A 23287-nucleotide genomic window follows, 5' to 3' on the forward strand; every position below is an offset into this window, starting at 1 on the left:
TAATTGGCCTTATTTCACCAATTCTTCCAAGGCCTTTTCTACTTGTTCAAATCCGAAAGTCGCTTTTACCTGCTGAAACATTCGTTGAATCTGATCGTTACAAAGATTTCCGATACTACCTTCATGTGTATGGTTAACCTCTTTCGATGGTTTGAAACGTCCTTCGTCAATATCAATACCAATAGTCCGGTAAGCCTCACGGAAAGGCACGCCTTTAAGCACCTCATTGTTTACCACCTCAACGGAGAAAAGGTAATCGTATTTTGGGTCATCAAGGATATTGTCTTTTACGGAAATATTTTCTAGCATGAAGGTCGCTATTTCAAGACATTCATTCAGCGATTTAAACGCTGGGAATAGATTTTCCTTTAACAATTGGAGATCCCTATGGTAACCCGAAGGAAGATTCGTTGTCATCAATGCAATTTCATTCGGCAATGCCTGAATTTTATTACAACGTGAACGGATCAGTTCAAAAACGTCAGGATTTTTCTTGTGTGGCATAATACTCGACCCTGTTGTCAAATGGGCAGGGAATGAAATAAAGCCAAAATTCTGATTGATATATAAGCACACGTCCATCGCGAACTTTGCTAATGTAGCTGCGATCGAACTCATCCCCTGTGCTAAAATCCGTTCGGTCTTACCCCTACCCATCTGCGCATAGACCACATTATAGTTCAGATCTTCAAATCCCAATAACTGTGTGGTCATTGTTCTATTTAACGGAAAAGAAGAACCATAACCTGCAGCCGAACCCAATGGATTTTTATTGCAGACCTTCCAGGCCGCTTTCATCATTTCCAGATCATCAACCAGACTTTCCGCATAAGCTCCAAACCATAAACCAAAAGATGATGGCATCGCAATCTGAAGATGTGTGTAGCCTGGGATCAAAATATGTTTATAACGTTCACTAAGCTGGATCAGTTCATTGAAGAAAGCTTCGGTATTCTGAATAATATGTTGGATCTCTGTACGGAAGTACAGTTTTAAGTCCACAAGCACTTGATCATTTCGGGATCGGCCTGAATGAATTTTTTTACCAGCCTCGCCGATGCGTTGTGTGAGTAACATCTCAACCTGTGAATGCACATCTTCTACCGAATCTTCAATCTGAAAATCCCCCGCTAAAATTTCCTTATAGATATTTTTCAGTTCCTTCTGTACCAAAGCAAGATCCTCATCAGTCATCAGGCTGATGCTATTTAGCATCCGTGTATGGGCCAAAGAGCCCAAAACATCCGCTGCAGCAAGCTGTAGGTCCATCACACGGTCATTACCTACGGTAAAAGATTCTACAAACGAATCAACATCTATATTTTTTTGCCAGATTTTCATTAATATATATTGTTTTATGGTAACGAAATTATGATGAGCCAATATTCATTTCGGTTTAGCAGCTGATCATAGCTCATCAGAATATTTATTTGTATGTCATTTTTTGTCTTAGGGCCATTCGCCTACCCTCAGCAAATAGTTATTTGTCAATTGGCGCAATCTCGCATTTACAACTCAGCTTTTTTACGCATAAAACGATCTCTATTCATTATTTATGATCTCTCTTAAACAGATTGAAGTTATTGATCAAAATGCACCCGATTTTTTAACAATGCAAAAATACCAATTGCAAATGGTTATATCAATGCCAAGCTGTGCAAGGAGAAACAATAATCAAAAGAGGGGCAAAAAGGAGAATTTTGGAATAAAAAAATATATGTTACAAAAAAAAACAAATGTTAAAAGTTTGTTAAATCGCAATAAACACATTTTATAAGTAACCACTCACTTTATTTTTAAAAGTTATTTTGTCAGTTTTTTAAGTATTCCTATGTTTGTAGTGTAAGGGAGATGAAAAAATAGAAGCCGGTAAGGTTAGTAAATACTTACCACTTTAAATACACCGAGATTAAAAACCAAATATGATAGACCCCAACGTCTTAAAACTTGCAAGAAATTACCTAACCAATTGTGAATCGAAATTTAAAGGCACGTCAAACCAAGATGTGCCTTTTTTCGTATACACGGGTGCTAAAGCCAGTCAATAGGTATGCATGTGATTCTAGCCTAAAATACTTATCTTTGTGTATCATATTGAGCATATTCAACATAAAACGTATACGATGGGAACAGAAAGCAAGAGACAGCAACGTTTTGCTGGAGTCATTCAACAAGATTTAGCAGCATTATTTCAACGGGAAGGTAAAGCGTGGGCTCCGGGAGCATTCATTACAGTTACACGTGTTCGAGTTACTCCTGATTTGGCTATCGCACGTGTTTATTTGAGCTTTTTAAACACGAAGACTGCGCAGGAAGACATGAAAGCTATACGTACCAAAACATCCGAGATACGTTATAAGTTAGGATCAAAAATTAAAAACCAAGTCAAAATTGTTCCGCAATTGGAATTTTTCCTGGATGACACCAATGAGTACGTGGAGCACATGGAAAAATTGTTTGAAGAAATAAGTAAAGAGCCTCGTCAACCAGAAGAATAACGCAATTTAAATTGGCCTATCTAAAGGATCGATGGTATTTGAACTGGATAACAAAAAGCTGGAGTTTCCACATCCGAGCTACGCTGATGAAGATGGTTTATTGGCTGTCGGGGGTGACCTTTCGGCTGACCGATTGCTTTTGGCCTATAGCAATGGTATATTTCCCTGGTTTAGTGAGGATACACCGATATTATGGTATGCACCTCATCCACGCTTCGTCATCTATCCTTCCAAGATCAAGATCAGCAAAAGCATGGCTGCCTGTATCCGGAAAAAGACCTTTTCCATTTCGGTAGACCGCAGTTTTCATACGGTCATCCAGAATTGCTCCACTATCAATAGAAAGGATCAAGATGGAACATGGATCACAGAAGACATGATCCGGGCTTATACAGCATTGCATGAAATGGGATATGCACATTCAGTGGAAGTATGGCAAGATGGATTACTTGTAGGTGGGCTCTATGGTATGCTGATCAATGGTGTATTTTGTGGAGAGAGCATGTTTTCCAAAGTACCTAATGCTTCGAAAGCTGCACTGATTTACCTCGCGCAAGAAATAGACCTACAATTGATAGACTGTCAATTTCATACGTCCCATCTGGAAAGCATGGGCGGTGAATACCTTTCCTTACCTGATTATTTAGCAATATTAACAAAAGACCCAAGATATGAACAGTCCATATAGTAAATATTTTGACATTGATGAAGCGACAACTTACTTGACCACCCCCGGTTCAGGTCTACTTTCACGTGAAACAAAGCAATGGCGCACGCAACGCGATCAAGCGTTTCATGAGTCAAACACATCGCTTCGTGAACAACAGGGCGCCATGTTGGATTCTTGCAGAAATACACTTGGACAATTCTTCAATTGTCCCGGAACCAATGTATTTTTATCAAGCTGCTTTTCTTTTGGATTCAATGCATTACTAGCGGGCCTTCCCAAACATTATAAGGTGCTGCTTTTGGACAATGATTATCCCTCGGTAAATTTCCCAACTATAGTTAGTGGGTTTGAGCATAGCTTTGTCAATATGGACGAACAGCTTGAGGCTAATATTCTGGATGCCATAGCAACTTTTAGACCTAACGTACTTATTCTATCCATTGTTCAGTACATCTCCGGTTTAAAAATAGACCTTTCTTTTATACAGGAATTAAAACATCAGCATCCTGATTTGTTAATCATTGGCGATGGAACGCAATTTTTAGGAACTGATTTATTTGACTTTAATACCTCGGGCTTTGACGCCGTATTGAGCAGCGGATACAAATGGCTAATGGCCGGATTCGGAAATGGCTTTATCCTGCTGAACGATCGACTTAAAGAAATCCTTTATGCTGATATCCAGAAAAACTACAGTTACCTCAACAACCAATGGATGAATAAATCCGTAGTACAGTTATGCTTTGAACCAGGGCATCTGGACACCCTAGCTCAGGGAACCTTACAACAGTCTCTATTGCAGTTTGAACAATGGGGATATGCTGAAACAGTCTTGTATACACAGGATCTGGTGGCACAGGCCCGGGCTGAACTGGCTAGTAGAGGGCTACTCCTGGATCGTATTATAAATAGACGTCCGCAAAGCAATATTTTCAATATACAGATCGACCCCAAAAATTTTCAGCTTCTGATGGATGAGGGTATAAAATGTTTCCCCCGCGGTTCCGGTATCCGGGTCGGATTCCACCTCTACAATGACCATGCAGATCTTGAAAAACTATTATATATTATAGATACAAAAGCAAATTAATCATGAAATTTAGAATAGGCGACTTAGTCAGGTTTGTGGATGAGCCCATTGAAGGACATATCACTTCCATGCAAGCGAACAATATTGTCGGAGTAACAGATGAAACAGGATTTGAAATTCCTGTTCCCATGGACAAGATCACGCTCGTCTTTGGAAATATGCGCAGAGCAGATGACGAGCTTGATCAGCATGCCGCCCCATTGACGCCGCATCGATTTATCGAAAAAGGAATTTTACTGGCTATCTCCGGAGATCATAAAGATGGATTGGCCAAGCTTCATATCATCAATGAGACAAGTTATGAGCTCCTGGTATCAGTTTCCGAAGCTACGGCGAATAAAGTGAAAGGCCTTTTTAGCAATAAAATACCACCGCACGATTCTATCCAATTTTATACAGGAAACTTCGCCAATGTTGGAAAATGGCCGACATTCCGTTTTCAGATCATTAGACATAGCAGCAGTTTGCAGGAACTGACTAATCCAATCAATAGAGAGCAGCGTGTACGTCCTGTGGACCTCACCAATCCGAAAGTGCTGCATGAAATTCTGGATGAGAAAATCTGGTCTTATGAGTTAGACAAAATTGAAGAGGATCTCGGTCTGGATAAACTAAAGGCACATTTTATACCGCATCGTCCAAACAAAAAATAAGCTAGATAAAATATCTAGCTTATTTTTTTCGCATCACTCATTTGTTGACACAATCTTCTTTGTGCTCAACAGCAATAGCAGGATCCCGATCAAATAGACAATCCACCCCCAGCGCATGTGAAGCGATTTGGACAACAATTTGTCCGCAAACCCCCAGCCAAAATAATTGTTGATTTTAAACCATACGGCGGTAATACTGACTAGATACCAACATACGGACAGTCTTGTCATCCATTGATAGGCGCGTACCGCACGAACAAAAAATAACAATGCTATTATTCCCAGAATCAGCATTGTAATAAAAAATAGATAGGCGTCCACCTGATAAAGATTCCAGTTACCCTTGATAGGAACTTTTAAAAATGGAGTCATACTGGACAAAAAACAAATGATTAGTCCAACAATGGCAAAATACTTCCTGATGATGACCATGGCTCAAATTACTTTAAAATTGATACGAATATAAGTTGAATATCGCCACATATATAACTTGTATTTCATTTTTTGGAAATTTGTTCTAATTTTAAAACGAAGTTCTCGTATAGCATTCTGGACAAATAACAATAATCCAAAAGATCATTCGAAATTGAATAAAATTGATTCCTTCAAAATTGAGTTATAAAAAGTATTTGAAAAGAGTCTTTACCCAAAAGTTGATTTAAAATTTAAGCCCAATATTGAACATGAAAAGAGCATTTGAAGAACCTGAAACAGAACAGGCACCAAAACAAAAATCAAAGAAAAATATATATATCATTATTGGAATAGTCTTGCTATTGGCCATACTTGCCGGCGGAGGATATTATAATTTCGTCCTGCGGCAAGACCTTGATGCCATACCTCTAGATAGTGGAGCAACAGCCGTGGGCGGATTTGAGAATGCAGATCCAAAAGATCTCGAAGAGGCTGATGGCTGGAGCTCCATTGATGAATACGCCCATTGGAACAATGCCATCTTTACAATCCCCGAATATGAAAATATTCCATTACGTTACCGCAGAGGCATTACAAAAATCTTTATGGGAAATAGTTACCTGGAACCCTCCGGTGATAAACCCATCTATAAATTTACCCGGATAAAGGACCGTGCAAAATCGGTATTCTGTTACGGTAATTTTACTGATCGTCATGATGCGGACAATTGGAATAAAGAAATGGCTTTTTTAGTGGAAAAAAATGACTATCAAAGTAGTGCCATCTGGATTATATCAGCAAAAGGAGATATCTTGTTTTGGAAAGAATATTCCAGTGAACTTCCTTTGATCAATAGTTTTAAAAAAGGACAGAAGATTTTTATGGATGAGATGAAATTAGTTCCCGCTCCAGCTGATGGAATTATTGTCAAAAACAAAAGTTCCAAGTATGCATTGATTTACAATAAAGGGACTAAAACATTTGATACTTATTATCAATATAGTGACAGTGAAATAGCGGAGGCGACCGCCGCTGAAGAAGTCCCCTATGTAGAGGAACTGGAAGATATCACCATAGATTCAGCACAAACAAATACAGGCGATAATGAATAGTTTAACGCCTTCAAGAGGTTGAAATTTTCATCACACATCTGTGTGATGAAAATCATTCAATTTTATAACGATATTTAAAACACTAAAAATCAAACACTTAATTACAAAATAAAGCTATTTAAAATCTTTCTAAATTAATGCGTTTGACAGATTTTTGACACAAGCACAAAGCATTTAAGCTACATTTGTACCGTTAAATATAAGCGAGGGATTAGAGCTTTGAAAAATCTTAAAGTATTAGCGTTTACTCATAAACATGTCGAATTAAAAGATCTAGGTAATCTAGTGATCTGCAATGAGGATTTAGAAAGTCGCCTCATTAGCTTAAAACACAGCCTAGATATTCCGGAGATCTTTTACATTGGTACTTGTAACCGGGTAGAGTTTGTATTTTATGGAGCTCACGAATTGACCAACGAATTTATTGCGGAGTTTATGGGAAAATTGAATTTCTGTGTTCCGCAAGAACGACTCCAATGTTATTTGGGTCAGGTCAACAAATATGAAGGAATGGATGCTTTACATCATTTGCTTCGGATGTCCTGCTCACTTGAAAGCTTGGTTGTTGGAGAAAAAGAAATCTTGGCGCAGGTACGTAGAGCGTATGACCGCTGTAGAGAAGCCGGTTTTACGGGTGATTTCCTTCGTTTAATGATGGATCGTCTTGTAAAAACAGCAAAAGAAGTTTATACCTATACCAAAATTTCCAGAAATCCGATTTCTGTTGTTTCTCTTGCCTACCGCAAATTACGTGAATTAAAGCTCGTTGAAAACCCGAGAATCCTTATTATTGGATCAGGCGAAACAAACCAGAACTTAGCAAAATATTTCCAAAAAAATCAAAAGGCCAAATTTGTCGTTTTTAACCGCACGCTTGAAAACGCAAAAGCATTAGCTGAGGAGTTAAATGCTGAGGCTTATCCGCTTGCTAGCATTGAGGAATACAAAGAAGGTTTTGATATTCTGATTACATGTACCGGTGCTCCAACATCAATCATCGATAACACGTTGTACCAATCGCTACTAAATGGTGAAACTGACAAGAAAATTATCATTGATTTAGCTGTTCCAAATGATATCGATGCCGAAGTAATCAAAAACAACCCGATTCATTACATTGAAGTCAGTAGCTTACAAGCTATTGCGGAGAAAAATATCCAGGAACGTTATAATGAACTGGACAGTGCTGAAAAAATCATTCAGGATAATATTCAGGAATTTTTACCACTGATCAAACAAAGACGCGTAGAGGTTGCTATGCGTGAAGTTCCTGAGAAGATCAAAGAAATCAAGTCATTTGCCTTAAACGAGGTCTTTGCCCAAGAAGTACAGGCGCTGACACCGGAAGCGAGGGAGGTTCTTGAAAAAGTCATCAACTATATGGAAAAGAAATACATTAAAGTTCCGATGGTTATGGCGAAAGAGATCCTGGTTAAAACGCCTGAGATTGAGAAAAACTAATTGCAATCCTATCGCTGCAATCATTTCTGACAAAATACATTTATCCTTTTCTGAATTGCGCCCAATAATGGCGACCGTATGCAATTGATTTTTTTGTCAAAAGAGCTCCTACTGCTATTCTAATTTTCGGTTTATCAATCATTTCCTTCTAGATAATGACAGTAACGTGTCAACATATTCCACCTATTTATTTATTTTTGCTTCGATAAATGGTATTAAACACATTTTAATAGGTAAAGTAAAATAACGTGAATAGAAAACTAATTATTGGCACCAGGGGAAGTGTTCTTGCAATGTGGCAGGCAAATTTTGTGAAAGACCGATTACAGGAAATCGGTATAGAAGCAGAGTTAAAAGTCATCAAAACTCAAGGTGATATTATTCAGCATCTCCGTTTAGATAAATTGGAAGGTAAAGGATTTTTCACCAAAGAACTTGAAGAAGAACTTTTGAACGGGACCATTGATTTAGCTGTACACTCACACAAAGATTTACCTACGATTAATCCTCCGGGATTGATTATTGCAGCCGTTTCCGAACGGGAGGATCCTTCCGAATTATTGATTATCCACAAGGATTGTGTAGATATCAAGAAGCGGCTGTCCCTAAAACATAACGCAACTGTCGGAACATCTTCCAACCGTAGAAAAGCACAAATATCGGCTTTACGCCCAGACCTGGAATTCGACGATCTAAGAGGGAACCTGCAGACAAGAATGCAAAAACTGCGGGATGAACAATACGACGCAATTGTACTGGCAAAAGCTGGTATCAGCCGTATCGAAATGGATATCTCTGATTTTCATGTCGAAGAAATCCCACCGGTCGAAATTATTCCTGCTCCGGCACAGGGTGTATTAGCTATTCAGATCCGTGAAGTCGACAAGGAACTCTTTGCCGCATTGCAACCGCTAAATAATGATGGGGTAGCTAAAACCATTGCTGTGGAACGTTTGGTATTGAACAAATTTGACGCAGGATGTCATGCTCCACTCGGATGTTATTGTCGCAAAAGTGGTGACGAGTATGAGGCTTGGGCTTCCATTGCTGATACGAGTGAAGACTTTCCTGATCGTGTGTACCTCAGAGATGCTGATCCGAACCGGTTGGCAGAGCGTATTTTCAGCAAGTACGCAAAAGACCGTAAGTTGCCTCAATCTGTCTTTATTTCCAGAGAGGTGGACGAAAATTCCTACTTCGCGCGCGCAATGGCCAAACATAATATTTCCATCGAAGGGCGTTCATTGATCAAAATATTTCCGATCATTAACAAATTGGATCCTTTTATTCTGAAACATGTGGATTGGATTATATTTTCAAGTAAGAACGGGATTGAGCATTTCTTCAATCTGGAACCCCGATTGAGTAAAAAGACCAAAATAGGCGTTATCGGCCGTGGCTCAGAAGAAGTATTGCGTAAGTACGATCGTGTAGCTGATTTTTCTGGTGACAGCGAAGGCATTAACATGGATGAAATCGCTAAGAAATTTGCCGAATTGGCAAATGGTGGAACAGTACTTATTCCGCGCGCAAAGGAATCGCTTGAGACCATTCAGAAAGCACTAAGTCCAGAGACTAAAATCATTAATATCCCAGTCTATGAGACTGTATTGGAAGAGGACGTCGATCCATCCAATGCAGAAGTACTCGTATTTACAAGCCCTAGTAATGTAGAGGCTTATTTTGCGGACAATCTTTTAGAACCGGGACAAAAGGTTATCTGCATTGGTCGTTCAACCGGGGCGAAGTTTGATGAGATGAATGTTCCTTACACCCTTCCGTATTCACCAGACGAGATCGGTCTCTCAGAGGCTGTTTTTGGTCTGGACTATTAAATCGTATCACGTAATTAGTATTGCGTATGGAAAGGTTGGCAAACAGATTTATCGCTGTTGCAATTGAACGACACAAAATCACTGGATCATAATAAATAAATAAAAAATAATGTTACAACGTCCGAGAAGAAATCGTAAATCTGCCGTGATTCGCGACATGATTCAAGAGACACGTTTAGACGCGTCAAATTTGATTTTTCCACTTTTTATCGTAGATGGCCAAAATCAAAAAACCGAAGTTAAATCAATGCCGGGTATTTACCGCTATTCCATTGATAATTTATTGAAAGAAGTGGAAAGCTGCCTCAAATTAGGCTTACGTTCATTTGACTTATTTCCCAATATCGAAGAGTCATTGAAGGACAAATATGCGACGGAGAGTTACCGTGACGGAAGTTTGTATTTACGGGCTATTGAGGCCGTAAAGAAAAATTTTCCCGAAGCTTGTATCGTTACGGATGTAGCAATGGATCCTTACAGTAGCGATGGTCATGATGGAATTGTCGAAAATGGCGAAATCCTAAACGACGAAACATTGGAAGTATTGGGCAAGATGGCACTCGCACACGCTCAATCCGGTGCAGATATTATCGCACCTTCCGATATGATGGACGGACGTATCGGGTATATTCGTGAGCTATTAGACCACAATGGTTTCACTAACGTGTCTTTAATGTCGTATACAGCGAAGTATGCATCAGCCTATTACGGTCCATTCAGAGACGCTTTAGGTTCGGCTCCAAAACATGGTGACAAGAAAACCTATCAAATGAATCCTGCAAATGCGAAGGAAGCGCTTATCGAGGCTCAACTCGATGCACAAGAAGGTGCAGATTTCCTAATGGTCAAACCGGGGCTTCCCTATTTAGATATTGTTAAACTCCTCGCTGATAATTTTGATCTTCCGATCGCGGTGTATAACGTCAGTGGTGAATATGCGATGTTAAAAGCTGCTATTCAAAATGGATGGTTAGATGAACGCGTCATCTTGGAAACTTTATTAAGTTTCAGACGTGCAGGCGCAACAGCAATTTTGTCCTACCATTCCAAAGAAGTTTTGGAAAAAGGTTTTATTTAACAACTGCCAAATTATTTTCGGTAATCGGGATATGGCTAACAAAAGCTCGGAAATGAATTTCCGAGCTTTTGTGTTTTATTATTTAAACCTTTTTACAACATCGCTGTCAAACAGAAAATTATAATCCACTTTATTATGTTAAAAAGTATTATAATCAGCAGCTTCCTGTTATCGGCACCTTCTGTACATGAACACACCTTTTACTCCTTTTTGGAAGGCAATTGGATTGCAACCAACGCTAAACTGAAATCAATCACATTTAATAAGAATGGTGATGCCTTTTTCACCTTTTCAAATTCGAACCCTCAAAGTCCTCAGACCTCAATTCATCAGAAAGTAGATAGCATAACTATATTAAATCGCAAAAAATTTAGTGGCTACTTTTTCAGTCCCAACCTCTTTGGGAAATATAATGATAACAAGACAGCTTTTGAGATTGAAATTAAATCAACGAATGAAATTATCCTATTTGTCAATAAACAAGAAATACAATTGTTAAAAAATGAAACCATTATACGATTTAAATAGCCAATAACAGGCAATTATAGATTCCTTACGTTTATATGAGACTTATCTTCCGAAAAAAAGATAACTTCGCATACAAATACATAGACAATGCAAACACCTGATATTTCAAGAGCAAAATCTGCTGAATTATTCGAAAAGGCAAAACAATATTTCCCGGGCGGTGTAAACTCGCCAGTTCGGGCTTTTAAATCCGTATTTGGCACCCCTTTATTTATTGAACGTGGCGATAAAGCGCATCTTTGGGATGCTGATGGCAATGAGTTCATCGATTTCTGCTGTTCGTGGGGTCCTTTGATTTTGGGACACAATAACGATCAAGTTCGCGAGGCCGTTGCCGCACAATTAGGTAAAGGATTGAGTTTTGGTGCACCTACTGCGCTGGAAAACCAACTGGCTGAATTGATTATTGAAAACAATAAATATATCGAGAAAATCCGCTTCGTCAGTTCAGGAACAGAGGCCGTGATGTCCGCAATCCGTTTGGCAAGAGGATATACCAAACGTGATAAGATTATCAAATTTGATGGTTGCTATCATGGGCACTCGGATTCTCTTTTGGTAAAAGCTGGATCTGGCTTGGTGACATTTGGAGAAACATCTTCTGCCGGTGTTCCCAAAGCTTTTGCAGACGAAACAATCGTCATCGAATTAAATGACAAAGAGGCGCTACGAGCTGCTTTTGCAGAATTTAAGGATCAGATTGCCGCAGTAATCATTGAGGGCATACCGGCCAACAATGGGCTATTAATGCAATCAAAAGAATATATGCATTTCTTGCGTGCTATCACCAAAGAACATGGCAGCATGCTAATCATGGATGAGGTCATCACCGGATTCCGGATCGGTTTTGAAGGAGCCTCTGCTTACTACGAAATACAGCCTGATATTATCACCTATGGTAAGATCATAGGCGGCGGAATGCCAGTGGGAGCCTATGGAGCATCCAAAGAGCTTATGGCTTGTATATCACCTGACGGTGCCGTTTATCAAGCGGGAACCTTGTCAGGAAATCCCGTGGCCATGGCAGCAGGTATTGCAGCCCTGACTATTTTGGCACAAGATGATTTTTATACAAATTTAAATGCCAAAACTGCAGCATTTGTTCAGGATCTTCGTCAATATATCGCTGAAAAAGGTTATCAAGTACAATTATTCCATGTTGCATCTATCTTTTGGTTTGCATTTACCGAGCAAGAAGATATCAAGAAAGCAAGTGAAATTGACCCCGCATCAATGGAATCATACAAAATTATGCACCGTGAACTCTTAAATAGAGGTGTATATTTCGGCCCTTCGGGCTATGAAGTTGGTTTTGTTTCCGCTGCGCATACCGACGCGGATTTAAATACCGCCAAGAAGCATATTTTCGATGCCTTGGACATCGTATTTCAGTCATAAAAGGAAAGTATAATACAACAATGCCCCAAAAACTATTTTAGTTCTTGGGGCATTTATATGCTGTTTAATCAAGAATCGCTGTCTCAGCTAAAGTTCCTGTTGAACTACAGTATGGGTATCAGCCAATTTGGTGGACAGCTTTTTATCCTTCGATTTTATCTTATTCAATCCCTGGATAAGTTCATCCAATGAAAATTTGCCTTTAATATCCATAAATACGCTTTCATCACCTTCGTCGTGTACCAAAAGTGAAACCCTACTGATTACATTATCTTTGTCAATGCGTGCATTAATTGATATCTCTTCCCCCTCGCTGTTGATCACCAGCAGTTCCTCAAATTTGTTCTTTTTTAGATATTTGTGGTAATCCTCCAAAATCAGCGCATTTTTTTCCTGGTCATTGTTTGATAATGTCATCATCCTGAATTTTTTCAATTTTTTGACGATGCCCGCCATGACTTTTGCATCCTCGTCATTCTCATCCTTTAACGCTTTTTTGATAAACGGTTTCGTTAACCACATCGGCAGATTTATGGCAACAATTTCTGCTTTATTTGAGATATTTGACCCCCTGACGTAATCCATATTGGATCCTTTTTTAATGATGCAGGACTGCAATGAAGAAAGCACTCCAATTAGGCATAACAATGTTAGTAATCTTTTCATAATATCTACTTTTTATTGTTATTTTCGTTCACCAAACCAGTCACTTCCTTCAACGGTATAGCTCCATCCAAAATCATAAACAAGTTTTGGCCATCACCATTGATTGTCAAAAGCAAATTATTGAGAATATCAGAATTTGCGGATATATTTTCAACCAGAAAACGGATATCCTCACCATCACTATTAAGGGTCATCAATTCCTCATACTTGAGATTGGAGACTGCACTCCGAATGACTGAAGTCAAATTTTTGTCTTCGCCATCCTCGACGATCAGCATCCGCAAGGATTTTACGTTTTTGAGTAAAGGCGTAATTTTCTGCATATCCTCGTCATCAATTTTTAAATTCCCTAACAACTTGAACATAGGGGCTCCAATTTTAAGTGTGGTCACTCCCTTTTTCCCCTGATATTGCTCGAAGAGTTTATCTAACTTGGAAATTTGTGCGTTTGCCATACTTGCTACAAGTAATAGGCAAGCTATTAATAATCCTTTCATATTATTTTAGTTAATCGATATTGACATTTGTTTTATATTCATTGCTTTATCTACTCCATTTTCCAGATTATTCGCCAGCAATCCCAATGACCTCAGGGTCAATTCCACAGCTTCCTCTTCGTTGGCAACGGGTTTACCATTTAATACAACATAATCTGCTTGATAAGTCTGTCCTGTGGCTGATTCCAAATTTTCAGTCACGACTTCCTTCTTCGCTGTCCTATCTTTGGCTTGTTTTTTAATTTTTGGACGTTTGAAAGTTTCTGCTGTTTGCATTGCCGTCCGACTTCCATCTGACAATATCCTATCATTAGGATTGGGATTCGCTGCTTCCGTATTTTGATGTTCGATAGGCTTATTTTTCGCAGGTTTTAAATCTTTCATGTTCTTTTCTACGAGCACCGGGTCCTCGATCGTGGGCTTCTGATTCAGGAATAGTGCGATTCCAATGGTCATTAAAAGAACCGCTGCTGCCGCATATTTCACCCAGCTATATTTCCACCATACAATAAGCTTTTTATCCGCATTGATCTGACTTTCGAAGTCATCAAAGGACCAGTCCATTTTAACATTCTTTTCTTGATTCAAAGTTTGAAAAAAAACATGATCCGAGTTTTTCAACTCACCTTCTTCCTCTAACGACGACTGGCCATTAAAGTACTTCTCTTCTAATTCCTTTAATTTTTTATCTTTCATCACCACCTATCTTATTTTGTATAATCATGAAACTACAGTATCTATTTTTTATCTGAATAAACTCGCGTTCTTTCATAATCGAATAACTTTGTCAACTGCTCTTTTACCTTCTGTCTTGCACGCATTAAATTGACTCTAACTGCCGACTCACCCATATCCAATACTTCAACGATTTCCTCAATATCATAATCTTCCACATCGCGCAAATGCATAACCAGACGTTGTTTTTCGGGAAGGGAATTGATCATCTCCAGAATAATTTCTTTGGTATTTCCAACCGTATTCTCCGTCATCGAAACTACTTGATATTGATCAACGTAGTCAGCTCTCACTTTATCTCTTTTAATCCGGTTCAACGCTTCATTTTTAACACTTTGCATACAGAAAGCTTCGACATTTTTATACTGATGTAGCTGATCTTTCAATTTCCACAACCGCATCATGACATTCTGCACAGCATCGAAGGCCTCATCGTCATCAACCAAGATCCGTTTCGCAAAGCGAAATAGCTTATCCTTATGGACGAAAACGGTATTTTTAAATTGTTCTTGGTTCATTTTTAGTATTTAGTAGTAACTAGCCACCATCCCTTCCATACCTTCGTCACATAATCAAGACATTTCAACTTGATGATTCATTACATCTAATATGAATATTTTTTTAAAATATTCATTTATTCAAATAACAGGTTATTGAACACGTTACTCTTTCGTGTTGAGAAAGCAAATAAACAGGGATTATTCTTGTTTATATACCGCTTGCTCACAAACTGGTTAGTTGTTTTAGCATTATTACAAACAAAATACGCTGAGCTATTGTTATTTAAGATGCTGAACAATAAAATTTAAATAAAAAAATTATGAAGTACTACAGAATTACAGCCATTGCCGCTGCATTAGTATTGTTAATGGGAGCCGTCGGATGTAATAATTCATCCAATAAAGGTGCTGACCATACTGATTCCATGGGTGACACCGATACGACTACTGCACAGAAAATGGATTCCATTTCAGTTAATCCAATTGCAGATTCAAAACAATTTCCCGGAGCAAATCTCGAAATCGCTTCTATAACTGCAGAAAAAGTAGGTGCAGACTCTGCAAAAGTCACCGTGAAATACACGGTTAAAAACTTCAAGCTGACAGAAATGACAGAAGATGCGCATGCTGCTCACATGGCCAACTCGCATGATGGACAACATATTCACTTTATTCTGGATAATAAGCCCTATACAGCATTATATAAACCTGAACACTCCGTTACTTTGGCTTTAAATTCGGAGCACTATTTACTTTCATTTTTGTCACGGTCTTACCACGAATCCATTAAAACAAGTGAAGCTTCAAAATTGACTAAATTCAAGATAGATGCCACAGGAAAATTGACACAGGAGCCAACCCCCAAAGAACCATCTCTATTTTACTCCCGTCCAAAAGGGGAATACAAAGGCGATGAAACAAAAAATTTACTCCTGGATTTCTATCTAGTCAACACCAGTATTGCCCCAGACGGAAATAAGGTTACCGCAGATATCAATGGACAGACATTTACTTTGGATAAATGGGGCCCTTACGAAATCAAAGGTTTGCCAATGGGAAATAATAAGATAAAATTAACGTTGGTCGATAAAGAAGGCAATGCGATTACGGGAGATAATATATCTATAGAACGAGATATTAAACTCTCTGCGCAATAAATAGGTCATAACATACCGAAAAGAGTCGCACTTCAATGCGACTCTTTCGTTTTTTATGCTACATATCCTGCTTTCAGGGACAGATTTAGCCATTAAGGCAATTTATCAAAATCAATTTTTGGGGCTGTGTTTTTATTAACAAACTCAAACTTACTTCCAGGTTTGACAATTTCATTAAAGAAACCGCCATTTCTAAGAAAATAGCCATTTTTAGTTGTACCACCGATGGCATCAATACGCTGATTGGCGCGATAGGTATTATCAACACTGAATGAAGCAGATTGGACAGGGCGCCATTGGCCGTCATAAACCCATTGGTTTTTAAATTCCACCTGTCTTTCTAAATATCCCTGATTCGGGCTAAAATTCTCCAGAAAACTATGAAATCTCTTTAAATAAGTATTTGTTTGCGGACGTTTGAAACTGGCGATTACATTCCATGCGTTTTCCTCAGGTACAAAAAACCAGGCGGTATAGTCTGTATTTCCTTTTCCATCCGGGGTACCTTTCAACAAGAATTTATAGGTTTCACCCGCTTTCCAGAAATATTTCCGGTAACTCTGTCCACCAGACCCTTCATTGCCAAATTCGCCCGTTTGGACGTCTTTTCCTTTCTTCAACAAATGGATTTTTTGCTCGTCCGGAATACTTTTCGGATCATCTGTATGAAAGGGGCTCCAAACTGAAAAAAGAATACGGCGTTCCGTCTCCGAATTCACCTGTATACCAAAATAGCCTTCGCCAAAACCGTTGGCCATAAAATATGAACCGATTTTATCTTCTCCTTTGGGGACGGTTACCTCATTGTAATAATAGCTGACATTTCCTTCACTAGGTACCGTATAATTTAAATGACAGGAAGGACCACGACGCGACCAATAGTAATAATCAGGATCATTTGAATAGATAAGGCCTTCAGATGCTGCTTCTCCACTGACAATTAATTCCGTTACGTCGGCAAAGCTACTCCCCGACTTACTTAATCCTTTTAAATTCACCTGTATATAGCCCGGGACTTTGACATCAATTGACAAGGCTGCTGTTTCGGATAACTCAGTTTCTTTTATATCTAAGGAGCTCCTTTTTCCCAAGGCAGAAATCTCTATTTTGGAGGTATTTCCAGCATCAACTTTTGCTTTGAGCTTTAATTCAAGATTTCCGGTTTTCTCAGTTCTGAAATACACCGATGCGATGCTCTGATCGCTTGACCATTTCACCAGTCCATTGCGTCCTGAAATTTCAGCACCGCCATTTTGTCCGGTAGTAATGAAAGCATTGCCCGCAAATGGAACAGAATAGGATTTTATAGAAGTCTGCGCATTACCACCTAATGAAAGGCAAGATAAGGCACCTATGAAGAGGAGCCTGATAAAGAGTTTTCTTTTCATTTTTTATTTTTTCATCAGTTATTTATTACCAAAGGCATTTATGCTCCCTTTAGCTATCAACAGCATGTCGGATCCCAAACTTCCGTTTCATTCGGAGATTTCACAAAGCCTTCCAAATTATAGCCTTGGGAAATCGAGTTGTCGTCTACCTATCCGCTTTAATTCACTTAACAGTGATGTAAGATTTATATCAGTTCTTGAAAACTGCATTATTTCATGAAGATAAGGCATAGATCAAAAGAAAAAGAAAGCAAATGTATATCAATCGATTGTGTAAAATTTGTAGGTTAAAGGACGATGATAATATTTTGGCACAACAATTTAATGAAGACATTTTCAGAAGTAGGAATTAAACCAGAAAGTTTGAGCTTATTGTAAGCAGATCAATGACGGTTCAATGATAGGCTAATAATCACATAAATATGGATATATAATCCATACTTATGTTGGATAGACGTATATTAAAGTAATGAAGAGAATGTTAATCCTTGGGTGACGGTTCCCGTCATCCCTCCTGTTTGTCCATCTCCTAATTCCGATAAATTTTTATTTTTCATTTTAAACACAGTTTTCTTTTTAATGGTTAGTTTTTTGTTCATCTTCTTATATTAAGTTTCCCAAATATAAAGTTTTGGAAAGAAGAATATCTTTTATTTTCGATGAATAAGACTATTTTTTCGATGAACGTAAATTAAAACATCTCTTTAATATATTCTTTTACCGATTCCCAATAAGTAGGACCAATTGCTATGCGCTCAAGTTTTGGTAAAATCGTTTCAATATGAAGGTCTTCAATCGAACGGATAGCTCCCTGACGAACTATCGTCGACCGATTAACCCGAATAAATACCGGTGCAGGCAATAGCTTTTCGAGCTTGGACATCGTAGCATGAACCATTACTTTACCTTCGGGCATAATAAATTCCATATAATCGGCCAATGCCCGTACAATCACGACATCAAGTAAACGTATCTGAACATGCTTTTTCCCCTCTTTAACCCAGATATACTCCTGATCTGTGCGTATGAGATCGTCATTGGTGCTAATTTCCTGTTGATTTTTCAAATACCAAACATGCGCTTTATTGACAGCCTGAAAAAAGCGTTCGAAAGGAATCGGTTTCAGCAGGTAGTCGGTTATATTGAGATCAAAGCCTTCCAAGGCGTACTCGGGATAAGCAGTTGTAAAGATGACCTGAGTCCTATTACGCTGTACGACACGTAGCATCTCTACGCCTGTCATACCAGGCATCTGTATATCCAGAAAGATGAGATCAGGCTGTAGGTTATTTATCATTTCTAATGCCGAAAAAGCATCATCACAAGTTCCCACAATTTCCAAAAAGGGAACTTTCCCAGCTAATTTTTGAATAACCTCCTGCGCAATGGGTTCATCGTCTACAATAAGAATTTTCATTTTTTAATAGATTAAAATAATAAAGTCAATTCCACAACATAGCATTCATCGGTTTTCTTTATGGAGAGCACATGTTTTTCAAAATACTCCAATTCCAAACGTCGCCTGACGTTTTCAAGACCTATTCCACTATACTCTTCTTGTCGACCTCTGTCCCGGGCTTGTAGGTTGCTATGCTTATTGTCGACTGTTAATAAACGACTGTTTGCGACATAAAATCGAATGCTCTTTTCGTCTGCTGTTAATTCTATATCGACCCAGCTCGTACCAACATTCGCATTGACACCATGTTTAAATGCATTTTCAATAAAATTGACCAAAAGTAAAGGTTTGATCTTTTGTTTTTCTGATGTAGCAGCAGAAAAAGTACAATTTATCTGAACTTTTTCAGGTCGATGTCGAATACGTTCTAAGTCGATATAATTGGTTAAAAATAAAATTTCTTCCTTTAAGGATACCCATTCCTGTTTGCTTCCACTGAGCGAGAACCGTAATAATTCAGAAAGTTTGGTAACAGAATCAGCTGCGCGCCGATTATCCAATACCATTCCATAGATATTATTAAGTGTATTAAATAAAAAATGAGGCTGAATCTGCATCCGTAAGAAATTTAGCTCCATATTATTTCGCTCTTGCAGTATAGTAAGTTTTTCTTTCTGACTTTGGTATAAATTATAGGCTGTCTGAATTAATATGGTTGCAAAATTCCAAAAAAACACAGCAGAGAATGTCCATAATAACGGTTGGTTACTAAATATATCTTCCCAAGTTTGGATGCCATAGAACTCATACTTGATTCTATAGTACCTATTGTCCGGAAAAAGGTTAGTCATAAAATACAAAGGAAAATTTGCTATTAGTGTAGAACATGCGTAAAATAGAAGAACAAATAAGATCCCGTTGGCCCAATTCCTCTTTCTGAAAAAATAAATTATTTGAGGAACTAATAAATAATGATTAAGTACAATGGCAATAATAAAATCTAGGTTACCTATTAAATTGATCGGATGCACGATATTAACTTCATATAGTGCTGCATGATTAAGAGAACACATTACACAATAGAGAATAAACCACAAAAGGATATGCACTCCAATTACGCTTCTTCTATTTCTAAAATCAATATCGATTTTCCAAAATCTCATTTTATTCTTTGGGATAAAGCTTTTTTATATTCCTTTTCCAGAAAGCGGTAGCTTATGTACTCCATTAGTCTTTGATCAGATTTATACCATCGATTGATACTCATATGAATATAACTGGCCAGATTTTCTTTCGAAAGATTAAGCGTACCTAATTTTTCTAATCGTTGATCTAACGGTAAGATCGGTTGGGTTGACCGATTTAACATCATTACATTCTTGCCCATCAAACTCCGATAAAGTTGATCCACCTGATAGGCGCTCCCCTTATCATGTTCAAGTGCAAAAGCATTCGCCATCTCCATGCAAAAGGCAGCCTTTGCCTCTAAAGACATACGAAACAAAGATAACCAATTGTCTATATTATGCAAGCCCATGGCAAAACGATACTGATCGTCCTCACAGAATTGTTGATCTTCCAATGCACCTAGAAAAGCGCCAGAGTCAGCCGAAAAAGCTTGCTCAGTATTTTCTATATGCGATACCCCATAACGTTCTATTTCTCGCTGATAGGTATCCAATTGCAATTTCCATATTCTCCCGTCTTCTATATATTTTTTTGCAAACTCATCTATTAATTCCATGACTTTCGACATGTTCGTAACCGTATCATTTTTTACAAAATGAAGTCGAAAACGTATATGATAATGAGGGTCAGTATAGCGGATAAAAAAAGCTATATCGATCAGCTTTTCTTTTCTCAATAGCTCTATTACAGGTTTTACCACGTGTAATAATAGATCATCTGAAATAGAAGCACCGCAATATATTTTATAATATACCCATTCACTACCGGGCACAAATGAATGTTGGATGTCAGATCGAGGTATAGATGGAATATATTCAATTTTGCTGTCAGTTCTTCTCAAGGGCAGTATAAATTGTCTAATATAAGCCTTTTGATCCGTTGGATGATCATTATTGAGCAGGCTTTCCACTAAAGTTAATCTTTTTCTTCCTCTCATTTCTTGTATCAACAGCATAAGATAATCCTTCCTCTTTGTATCAATGAAGAGTTCATTATCACCATTCTGTATACTAACTCGAGAGGAAACACGCCATTTTTTCAGCAGTTTTTTTAACGTTACAAGAGGTAACTCCGAATTCGTAATTGCATTGATATCATCCTCCATAATATTCCATTTTGCTCTTTGTAGGATGACATTTCCAGTTCTAATACGAGGGATAAAGCGATACCAATTCGTCCAATCACCCAATTGTATACCGAGTCCCGGACGTCCCTGATGTTGTATAGCTGCCAAAAATCGATAGATGGGAAGATCGCTACGCAAATAATTATGTGCATTTGTCAAGATCGGAATGATTCTTCTTCCACTTTCTTTACAGCGAAGTATAAGCTCTTCATTCTGAATAGAAAGTAAAATAGTGCTTATCGGTACTGTCGTATCATCCTGTTCCACATAGGCTAGATAGGGAATCTGATAAGCCAATAGTCCCGTTGGCCGGGCGATATTAGCCGTTCGCCCTTCAGGTAGGTGAACAATTCCAGCATAGATAATATCTGCACTTGTTTGCGGTTTGGATATCTCTGATTTGCACCATTTCTCTAAATCATCATTCATATAAGAAAAACGCCCCAATAATGCAAATCCATTAGACCCTCCAAAATTCTCTAAAAGTAGCTTTCCAGAAGGCAAAATAGTTCCCATCACTGAAAGTTCGGAAGCCAATTTTTCTGATTGGTCTGCAAACTGGGCTACATCATATTTGTTAATCTCTATTTCAAGTGTTGGTTCTTCTTGTGCTTTAAAAACTTTTTTTTTCAACCACAATTCGAACGGTTCCATTCTCCTTTCCGTCGACAGTAATCGGTTCTTTGAGACTCCCGGAATGCACTCGGCTATTTCATTATGGGATATATTTCCCAATTTACTTTGCGCAGGAAAGCCAATGCCCTGTTCTTGATCCAATGCTTCGGTCAAAGGTATTTCACGATCGCCATATTTTTCTACAAAAAGCTGTTTGAAATTCCTTAATTGAGTTTCATGTAGGGAGCTATTGGCCGTTGTTCTTGCTAAAATAGCGGAAGCCTGTTGAATATCTTTGAGGTAGGCATTCGGAACATAATCGGCTTCTGCTATAGGATTCCAAAGATCGATGTGAAATAACTGTCCCTGTTTAACTTCAATTCCAATTCCTTGTAGTTCATCTAGACACTCTTCGATCTGTTGACATGGAAATTCCCCTAGTTTCGATTGGTTAATCGAATTTAGCACCTGAGCAATCTTATGAATAACATGAAGATATGTAGACGCCTTCTCCGAGATATTCGGTTCAGTAGAACTAAGTATATTCGTTATGGTTTCTAGAGGGGCAGTACTTGTTAAGACAGTCGACAGCTCACTGGTGACAAATTGCGATTCAATCAGATTTAAAAAAAAATCCTTTTTATCATCGCATGTTACATCATCGCCAATGATCTTATAGATATCATATGCTTGAAGTCTTACATCTTTTTTTAATTTATCGAAAATTTCATCCAACAGATCAGACCGATCTATTGATGCAGTCTGATATTCAATTTTTCCTTCTATCCACAGTGTCTCTATATAGCGATAGGTCTGTGCTAATTTGTATATAGAATTATTTATTTGATATGAAAATCGTTCAACAAAGCAATCATGCAGAGCAATAGTTTGGACAAGCTGATAAAGCACCCCCATGTCAATACGCGCACGCTTAACAAGCTGTTGTTTGATATTGGACTGTTGATCTCCGATATCCACTAAAGAGCATCCCGCAAACACCCCATAAGGAGTGCAGCGGGTCGCCGCACGGATAATATACTTTTGCAACGTAGCAAATAACCGTTCTTTTTTTTCTTTAATTAACCCACCATTCTTAAAACGATAAATTTGATTATAAAGGTCTCTTGATGTCCAATAAATGCCTTCTAAAAAACATGGATCTTCCAGTTTTTCAGTGACAAGTTCATTTAATGCTCTACTCTCTCCACCCGGTGAAAATAGTGTACTATATTCAAATAACGGTTTCCTAACAACCGCTTTTCCTAAATTTTTATACAAA

General features: G+C 38.2%; 22 protein-coding genes. 11 read left to right on the plus strand and 11 right to left on the minus strand.

Going from position 1 to position 23287, the window contains the following annotated elements; all coding sequences use genetic code 11:
• Window positions 1-9: 9 nt before the first annotated feature.
• On the minus strand, window positions 10-1341 hold the full coding sequence (gene argH / locus DCO56_RS23315; RefSeq protein ID WP_108636128.1) for an argininosuccinate lyase: 1332 nt from the start codon (window positions 1339-1341) through the stop codon (window positions 10-12).
• A 782-nt stretch (window positions 1342-2123) separates the two neighbouring features.
• On the opposite strand from argH, the gene rbfA reads away from it, so the two are divergent.
• From rbfA to DCO56_RS23340, 4 genes are read left to right on the plus strand one after another with little or no spacing between them, the layout of a single operon-like run.
• Entirely contained in the window at window positions 2124-2498 is a 375-nt protein-coding gene (rbfA, locus tag DCO56_RS23325) for a 30S ribosome-binding factor RbfA (RefSeq protein ID WP_108636130.1), read from the plus strand.
• A 31-nt stretch (window positions 2499-2529) separates the two neighbouring features.
• A complete protein-coding gene (aat, locus tag DCO56_RS23330; RefSeq protein ID WP_108636131.1) occupies window positions 2530-3186 on the plus strand; it encodes a leucyl/phenylalanyl-tRNA--protein transferase in 657 nt (218 codons plus the stop codon).
• Complete coding sequence (locus DCO56_RS23335) at window positions 3170-4258, plus strand: aminotransferase class V-fold PLP-dependent enzyme (protein WP_108636132.1); 1089 nt, start codon at window positions 3170-3172, stop codon at window positions 4256-4258. Before aat ends, DCO56_RS23335 begins: the two co-directional genes overlap by 17 nt.
• A 2-nt stretch (window positions 4259-4260) precedes the next feature.
• The gene (locus DCO56_RS23340) at window positions 4261-4911 is read left to right on the plus strand and encodes a hypothetical protein (RefSeq protein WP_108636133.1); all 651 of its coding nucleotides are present in this window, start codon (window positions 4261-4263) and stop codon (window positions 4909-4911) included.
• Between the two features lie 33 nt (window positions 4912-4944).
• Here the strand turns inward: DCO56_RS23340 and DCO56_RS23345 are convergent, their stop codons facing one another.
• Complete coding sequence (locus DCO56_RS23345) at window positions 4945-5283, minus strand: hypothetical protein (RefSeq protein ID WP_245935906.1); 339 nt, start codon at window positions 5281-5283, stop codon at window positions 4945-4947.
• A gap of 311 nt (window positions 5284-5594) precedes the next feature.
• Here DCO56_RS23345 and DCO56_RS23350 point away from each other — a divergent pair, with 311 nt between their 5' ends.
• The 6 genes from DCO56_RS23350 (at window position 5595) to hemL (ending at window position 12737) form a co-directional block, all read left to right on the plus strand.
• Window positions 5595-6437, plus strand: a complete 843-nt coding sequence (locus DCO56_RS23350; protein ID WP_108636135.1) for a flagellar basal body-associated FliL family protein — start codon at window positions 5595-5597, stop codon at window positions 6435-6437.
• Between the two features lie 219 nt (window positions 6438-6656).
• On the plus strand, window positions 6657-7898 hold the full coding sequence (hemA, locus tag DCO56_RS23355) for a glutamyl-tRNA reductase (protein ID WP_108636136.1): 1242 nt from the start codon (window positions 6657-6659) through the stop codon (window positions 7896-7898).
• 248 nt (window positions 7899-8146) lie between these two features.
• Window positions 8147-9733 carry a hydroxymethylbilane synthase gene (gene hemC, locus DCO56_RS23360; protein ID WP_108636137.1) on the plus strand — a complete coding sequence of 529 codons (1587 nt, stop codon included), beginning with the start codon at window positions 8147-8149 and terminating at the stop codon, window positions 9731-9733.
• 109 nt (window positions 9734-9842) lie between these two features.
• Window positions 9843-10811 carry a porphobilinogen synthase gene (hemB, locus tag DCO56_RS23365; RefSeq protein ID WP_108636138.1) on the plus strand — a complete coding sequence of 323 codons (969 nt, stop codon included), beginning with the start codon at window positions 9843-9845 and terminating at the stop codon, window positions 10809-10811.
• 135 nt (window positions 10812-10946) lie between these two features.
• Window positions 10947-11339: a hypothetical protein gene (locus tag DCO56_RS23370; protein WP_108636139.1), complete on the plus strand. Its 393-nt coding sequence runs from the start codon at window positions 10947-10949 to the stop codon at window positions 11337-11339.
• 87 nt (window positions 11340-11426) lie between these two features.
• Complete coding sequence (gene hemL / locus DCO56_RS23375; protein ID WP_108636140.1) at window positions 11427-12737, plus strand: glutamate-1-semialdehyde 2,1-aminomutase; 1311 nt, start codon at window positions 11427-11429, stop codon at window positions 12735-12737.
• Between the two features lie 87 nt (window positions 12738-12824).
• Here hemL and DCO56_RS23380 read toward each other — a convergent pair whose 3' ends face one another.
• From DCO56_RS23380 to DCO56_RS23395, 4 genes are read right to left on the minus strand one after another with little or no spacing between them, the layout of a single operon-like run.
• Window positions 12825-13403 carry a DUF4252 domain-containing protein gene (locus tag DCO56_RS23380; RefSeq protein WP_108636141.1) on the minus strand — a complete coding sequence of 193 codons (579 nt, stop codon included), beginning with the start codon at window positions 13401-13403 and terminating at the stop codon, window positions 12825-12827.
• A 5-nt stretch (window positions 13404-13408) separates the two neighbouring features.
• Window positions 13409-13900: a DUF4252 domain-containing protein gene (locus DCO56_RS23385; protein WP_108636142.1), complete on the minus strand. Its 492-nt coding sequence runs from the start codon at window positions 13898-13900 to the stop codon at window positions 13409-13411.
• A gap of 6 nt (window positions 13901-13906) precedes the next feature.
• Window positions 13907-14596, minus strand: coding sequence for a hypothetical protein (locus tag DCO56_RS23390; protein ID WP_108636143.1), 690 nt, complete (start codon window positions 14594-14596; stop codon window positions 13907-13909).
• 41 nt (window positions 14597-14637) lie between these two features.
• Window positions 14638-15153: an RNA polymerase sigma factor gene (locus DCO56_RS23395; RefSeq protein ID WP_108636144.1), complete on the minus strand. Its 516-nt coding sequence runs from the start codon at window positions 15151-15153 to the stop codon at window positions 14638-14640.
• Between the two features lie 302 nt (window positions 15154-15455).
• Here DCO56_RS23395 and DCO56_RS23400 point away from each other — a divergent pair, with 302 nt between their 5' ends.
• Window positions 15456-16292: a hypothetical protein gene (locus DCO56_RS23400; protein ID WP_245935907.1), complete on the plus strand. Its 837-nt coding sequence runs from the start codon at window positions 15456-15458 to the stop codon at window positions 16290-16292.
• Window positions 16293-16384: 92 nt separating this feature from the next.
• Here DCO56_RS23400 and DCO56_RS23405 read toward each other — a convergent pair whose 3' ends face one another.
• From DCO56_RS23405 to DCO56_RS23420, 5 genes are all read right to left on the minus strand, one after another.
• Window positions 16385-17680, minus strand: a complete 1296-nt coding sequence (locus tag DCO56_RS23405) for a DUF3472 domain-containing protein (protein ID WP_108636145.1) — start codon at window positions 17678-17680, stop codon at window positions 16385-16387.
• A gap of 461 nt (window positions 17681-18141) precedes the next feature.
• Complete coding sequence (locus DCO56_RS29385; protein ID WP_181390659.1) at window positions 18142-18279, minus strand: hypothetical protein; 138 nt, start codon at window positions 18277-18279, stop codon at window positions 18142-18144.
• Between the two features lie 92 nt (window positions 18280-18371).
• On the minus strand, window positions 18372-19097 hold the full coding sequence (locus DCO56_RS23410) for a LytR/AlgR family response regulator transcription factor (protein ID WP_108636146.1): 726 nt from the start codon (window positions 19095-19097) through the stop codon (window positions 18372-18374).
• An 11-nt stretch (window positions 19098-19108) separates the two neighbouring features.
• Window positions 19109-19930 (minus strand): sensor histidine kinase, encoded by an 822-nt coding sequence (locus DCO56_RS23415; RefSeq protein WP_181390660.1) that lies wholly within the window; start codon window positions 19928-19930, stop codon window positions 19109-19111.
• A gap of 308 nt (window positions 19931-20238) precedes the next feature.
• Window positions 20239-23286, minus strand: coding sequence for a lantibiotic dehydratase (locus DCO56_RS23420; RefSeq protein ID WP_108636148.1), 3048 nt, complete (start codon window positions 23284-23286; stop codon window positions 20239-20241).
• Window position 23287: the final 1 nt, after the last annotated feature.

Source organism: Sphingobacterium athyrii (assembly GCF_003071065.1).
Classification (GTDB): domain Bacteria; phylum Bacteroidota; class Bacteroidia; order Sphingobacteriales; family Sphingobacteriaceae; genus Sphingobacterium; species Sphingobacterium athyrii.

Coding starts and splice junctions, on each gene's coding strand:
- aat (WP_108636131.1), top strand. CDS start 2,530: ATGGTATTTGAACTGGATAACAAAAAGCTGGAGTTTCCACATCCGAGC.
- DCO56_RS23345 (WP_245935906.1), bottom strand. CDS start 5,283: ATGACTCCATTTTTAAAAGTTCCTATCAAGGGTAACTGGAATCTTTAT.
- hemB (WP_108636138.1), top strand. CDS start 9,843: ATGTTACAACGTCCGAGAAGAAATCGTAAATCTGCCGTGATTCGCGAC.
- DCO56_RS23370 (WP_108636139.1), top strand. CDS start 10,947: ATGTTAAAAAGTATTATAATCAGCAGCTTCCTGTTATCGGCACCTTCT.
- DCO56_RS23400 (WP_245935907.1), top strand. CDS start 15,456: ATGAAGTACTACAGAATTACAGCCATTGCCGCTGCATTAGTATTGTTA.
- DCO56_RS23350 (WP_108636135.1), top strand. CDS start 5,595: ATGAAAAGAGCATTTGAAGAACCTGAAACAGAACAGGCACCAAAACAA.
- DCO56_RS23415 (WP_181390660.1), bottom strand. CDS start 19,930: ATGACTAACCTTTTTCCGGACAATAGGTACTATAGAATCAAGTATGAG.
- DCO56_RS23395 (WP_108636144.1), bottom strand. CDS start 15,153: ATGAACCAAGAACAATTTAAAAATACCGTTTTCGTCCATAAGGATAAG.
- DCO56_RS23335 (WP_108636132.1), top strand. CDS start 3,170: ATGAACAGTCCATATAGTAAATATTTTGACATTGATGAAGCGACAACT.
- DCO56_RS23410 (WP_108636146.1), bottom strand. CDS start 19,097: ATGAAAATTCTTATTGTAGACGATGAACCCATTGCGCAGGAGGTTATT.
- DCO56_RS23340 (WP_108636133.1), top strand. CDS start 4,261: ATGAAATTTAGAATAGGCGACTTAGTCAGGTTTGTGGATGAGCCCATT.
- DCO56_RS23385 (WP_108636142.1), bottom strand. CDS start 13,900: ATGAAAGGATTATTAATAGCTTGCCTATTACTTGTAGCAAGTATGGCA.
- DCO56_RS23390 (WP_108636143.1), bottom strand. CDS start 14,596: ATGAAAGATAAAAAATTAAAGGAATTAGAAGAGAAGTACTTTAATGGC.
- DCO56_RS23380 (WP_108636141.1), bottom strand. CDS start 13,403: ATGAAAAGATTACTAACATTGTTATGCCTAATTGGAGTGCTTTCTTCA.
- DCO56_RS23405 (WP_108636145.1), bottom strand. CDS start 17,680: ATGAAAAGAAAACTCTTTATCAGGCTCCTCTTCATAGGTGCCTTATCT.
- rbfA (WP_108636130.1), top strand. CDS start 2,124: ATGGGAACAGAAAGCAAGAGACAGCAACGTTTTGCTGGAGTCATTCAA.
- argH (WP_108636128.1), bottom strand. CDS start 1,341: ATGAAAATCTGGCAAAAAAATATAGATGTTGATTCGTTTGTAGAATCT.
- DCO56_RS29385 (WP_181390659.1), bottom strand. CDS start 18,279: ATGAACAAAAAACTAACCATTAAAAAGAAAACTGTGTTTAAAATGAAA.
- hemL (WP_108636140.1), top strand. CDS start 11,427: ATGCAAACACCTGATATTTCAAGAGCAAAATCTGCTGAATTATTCGAA.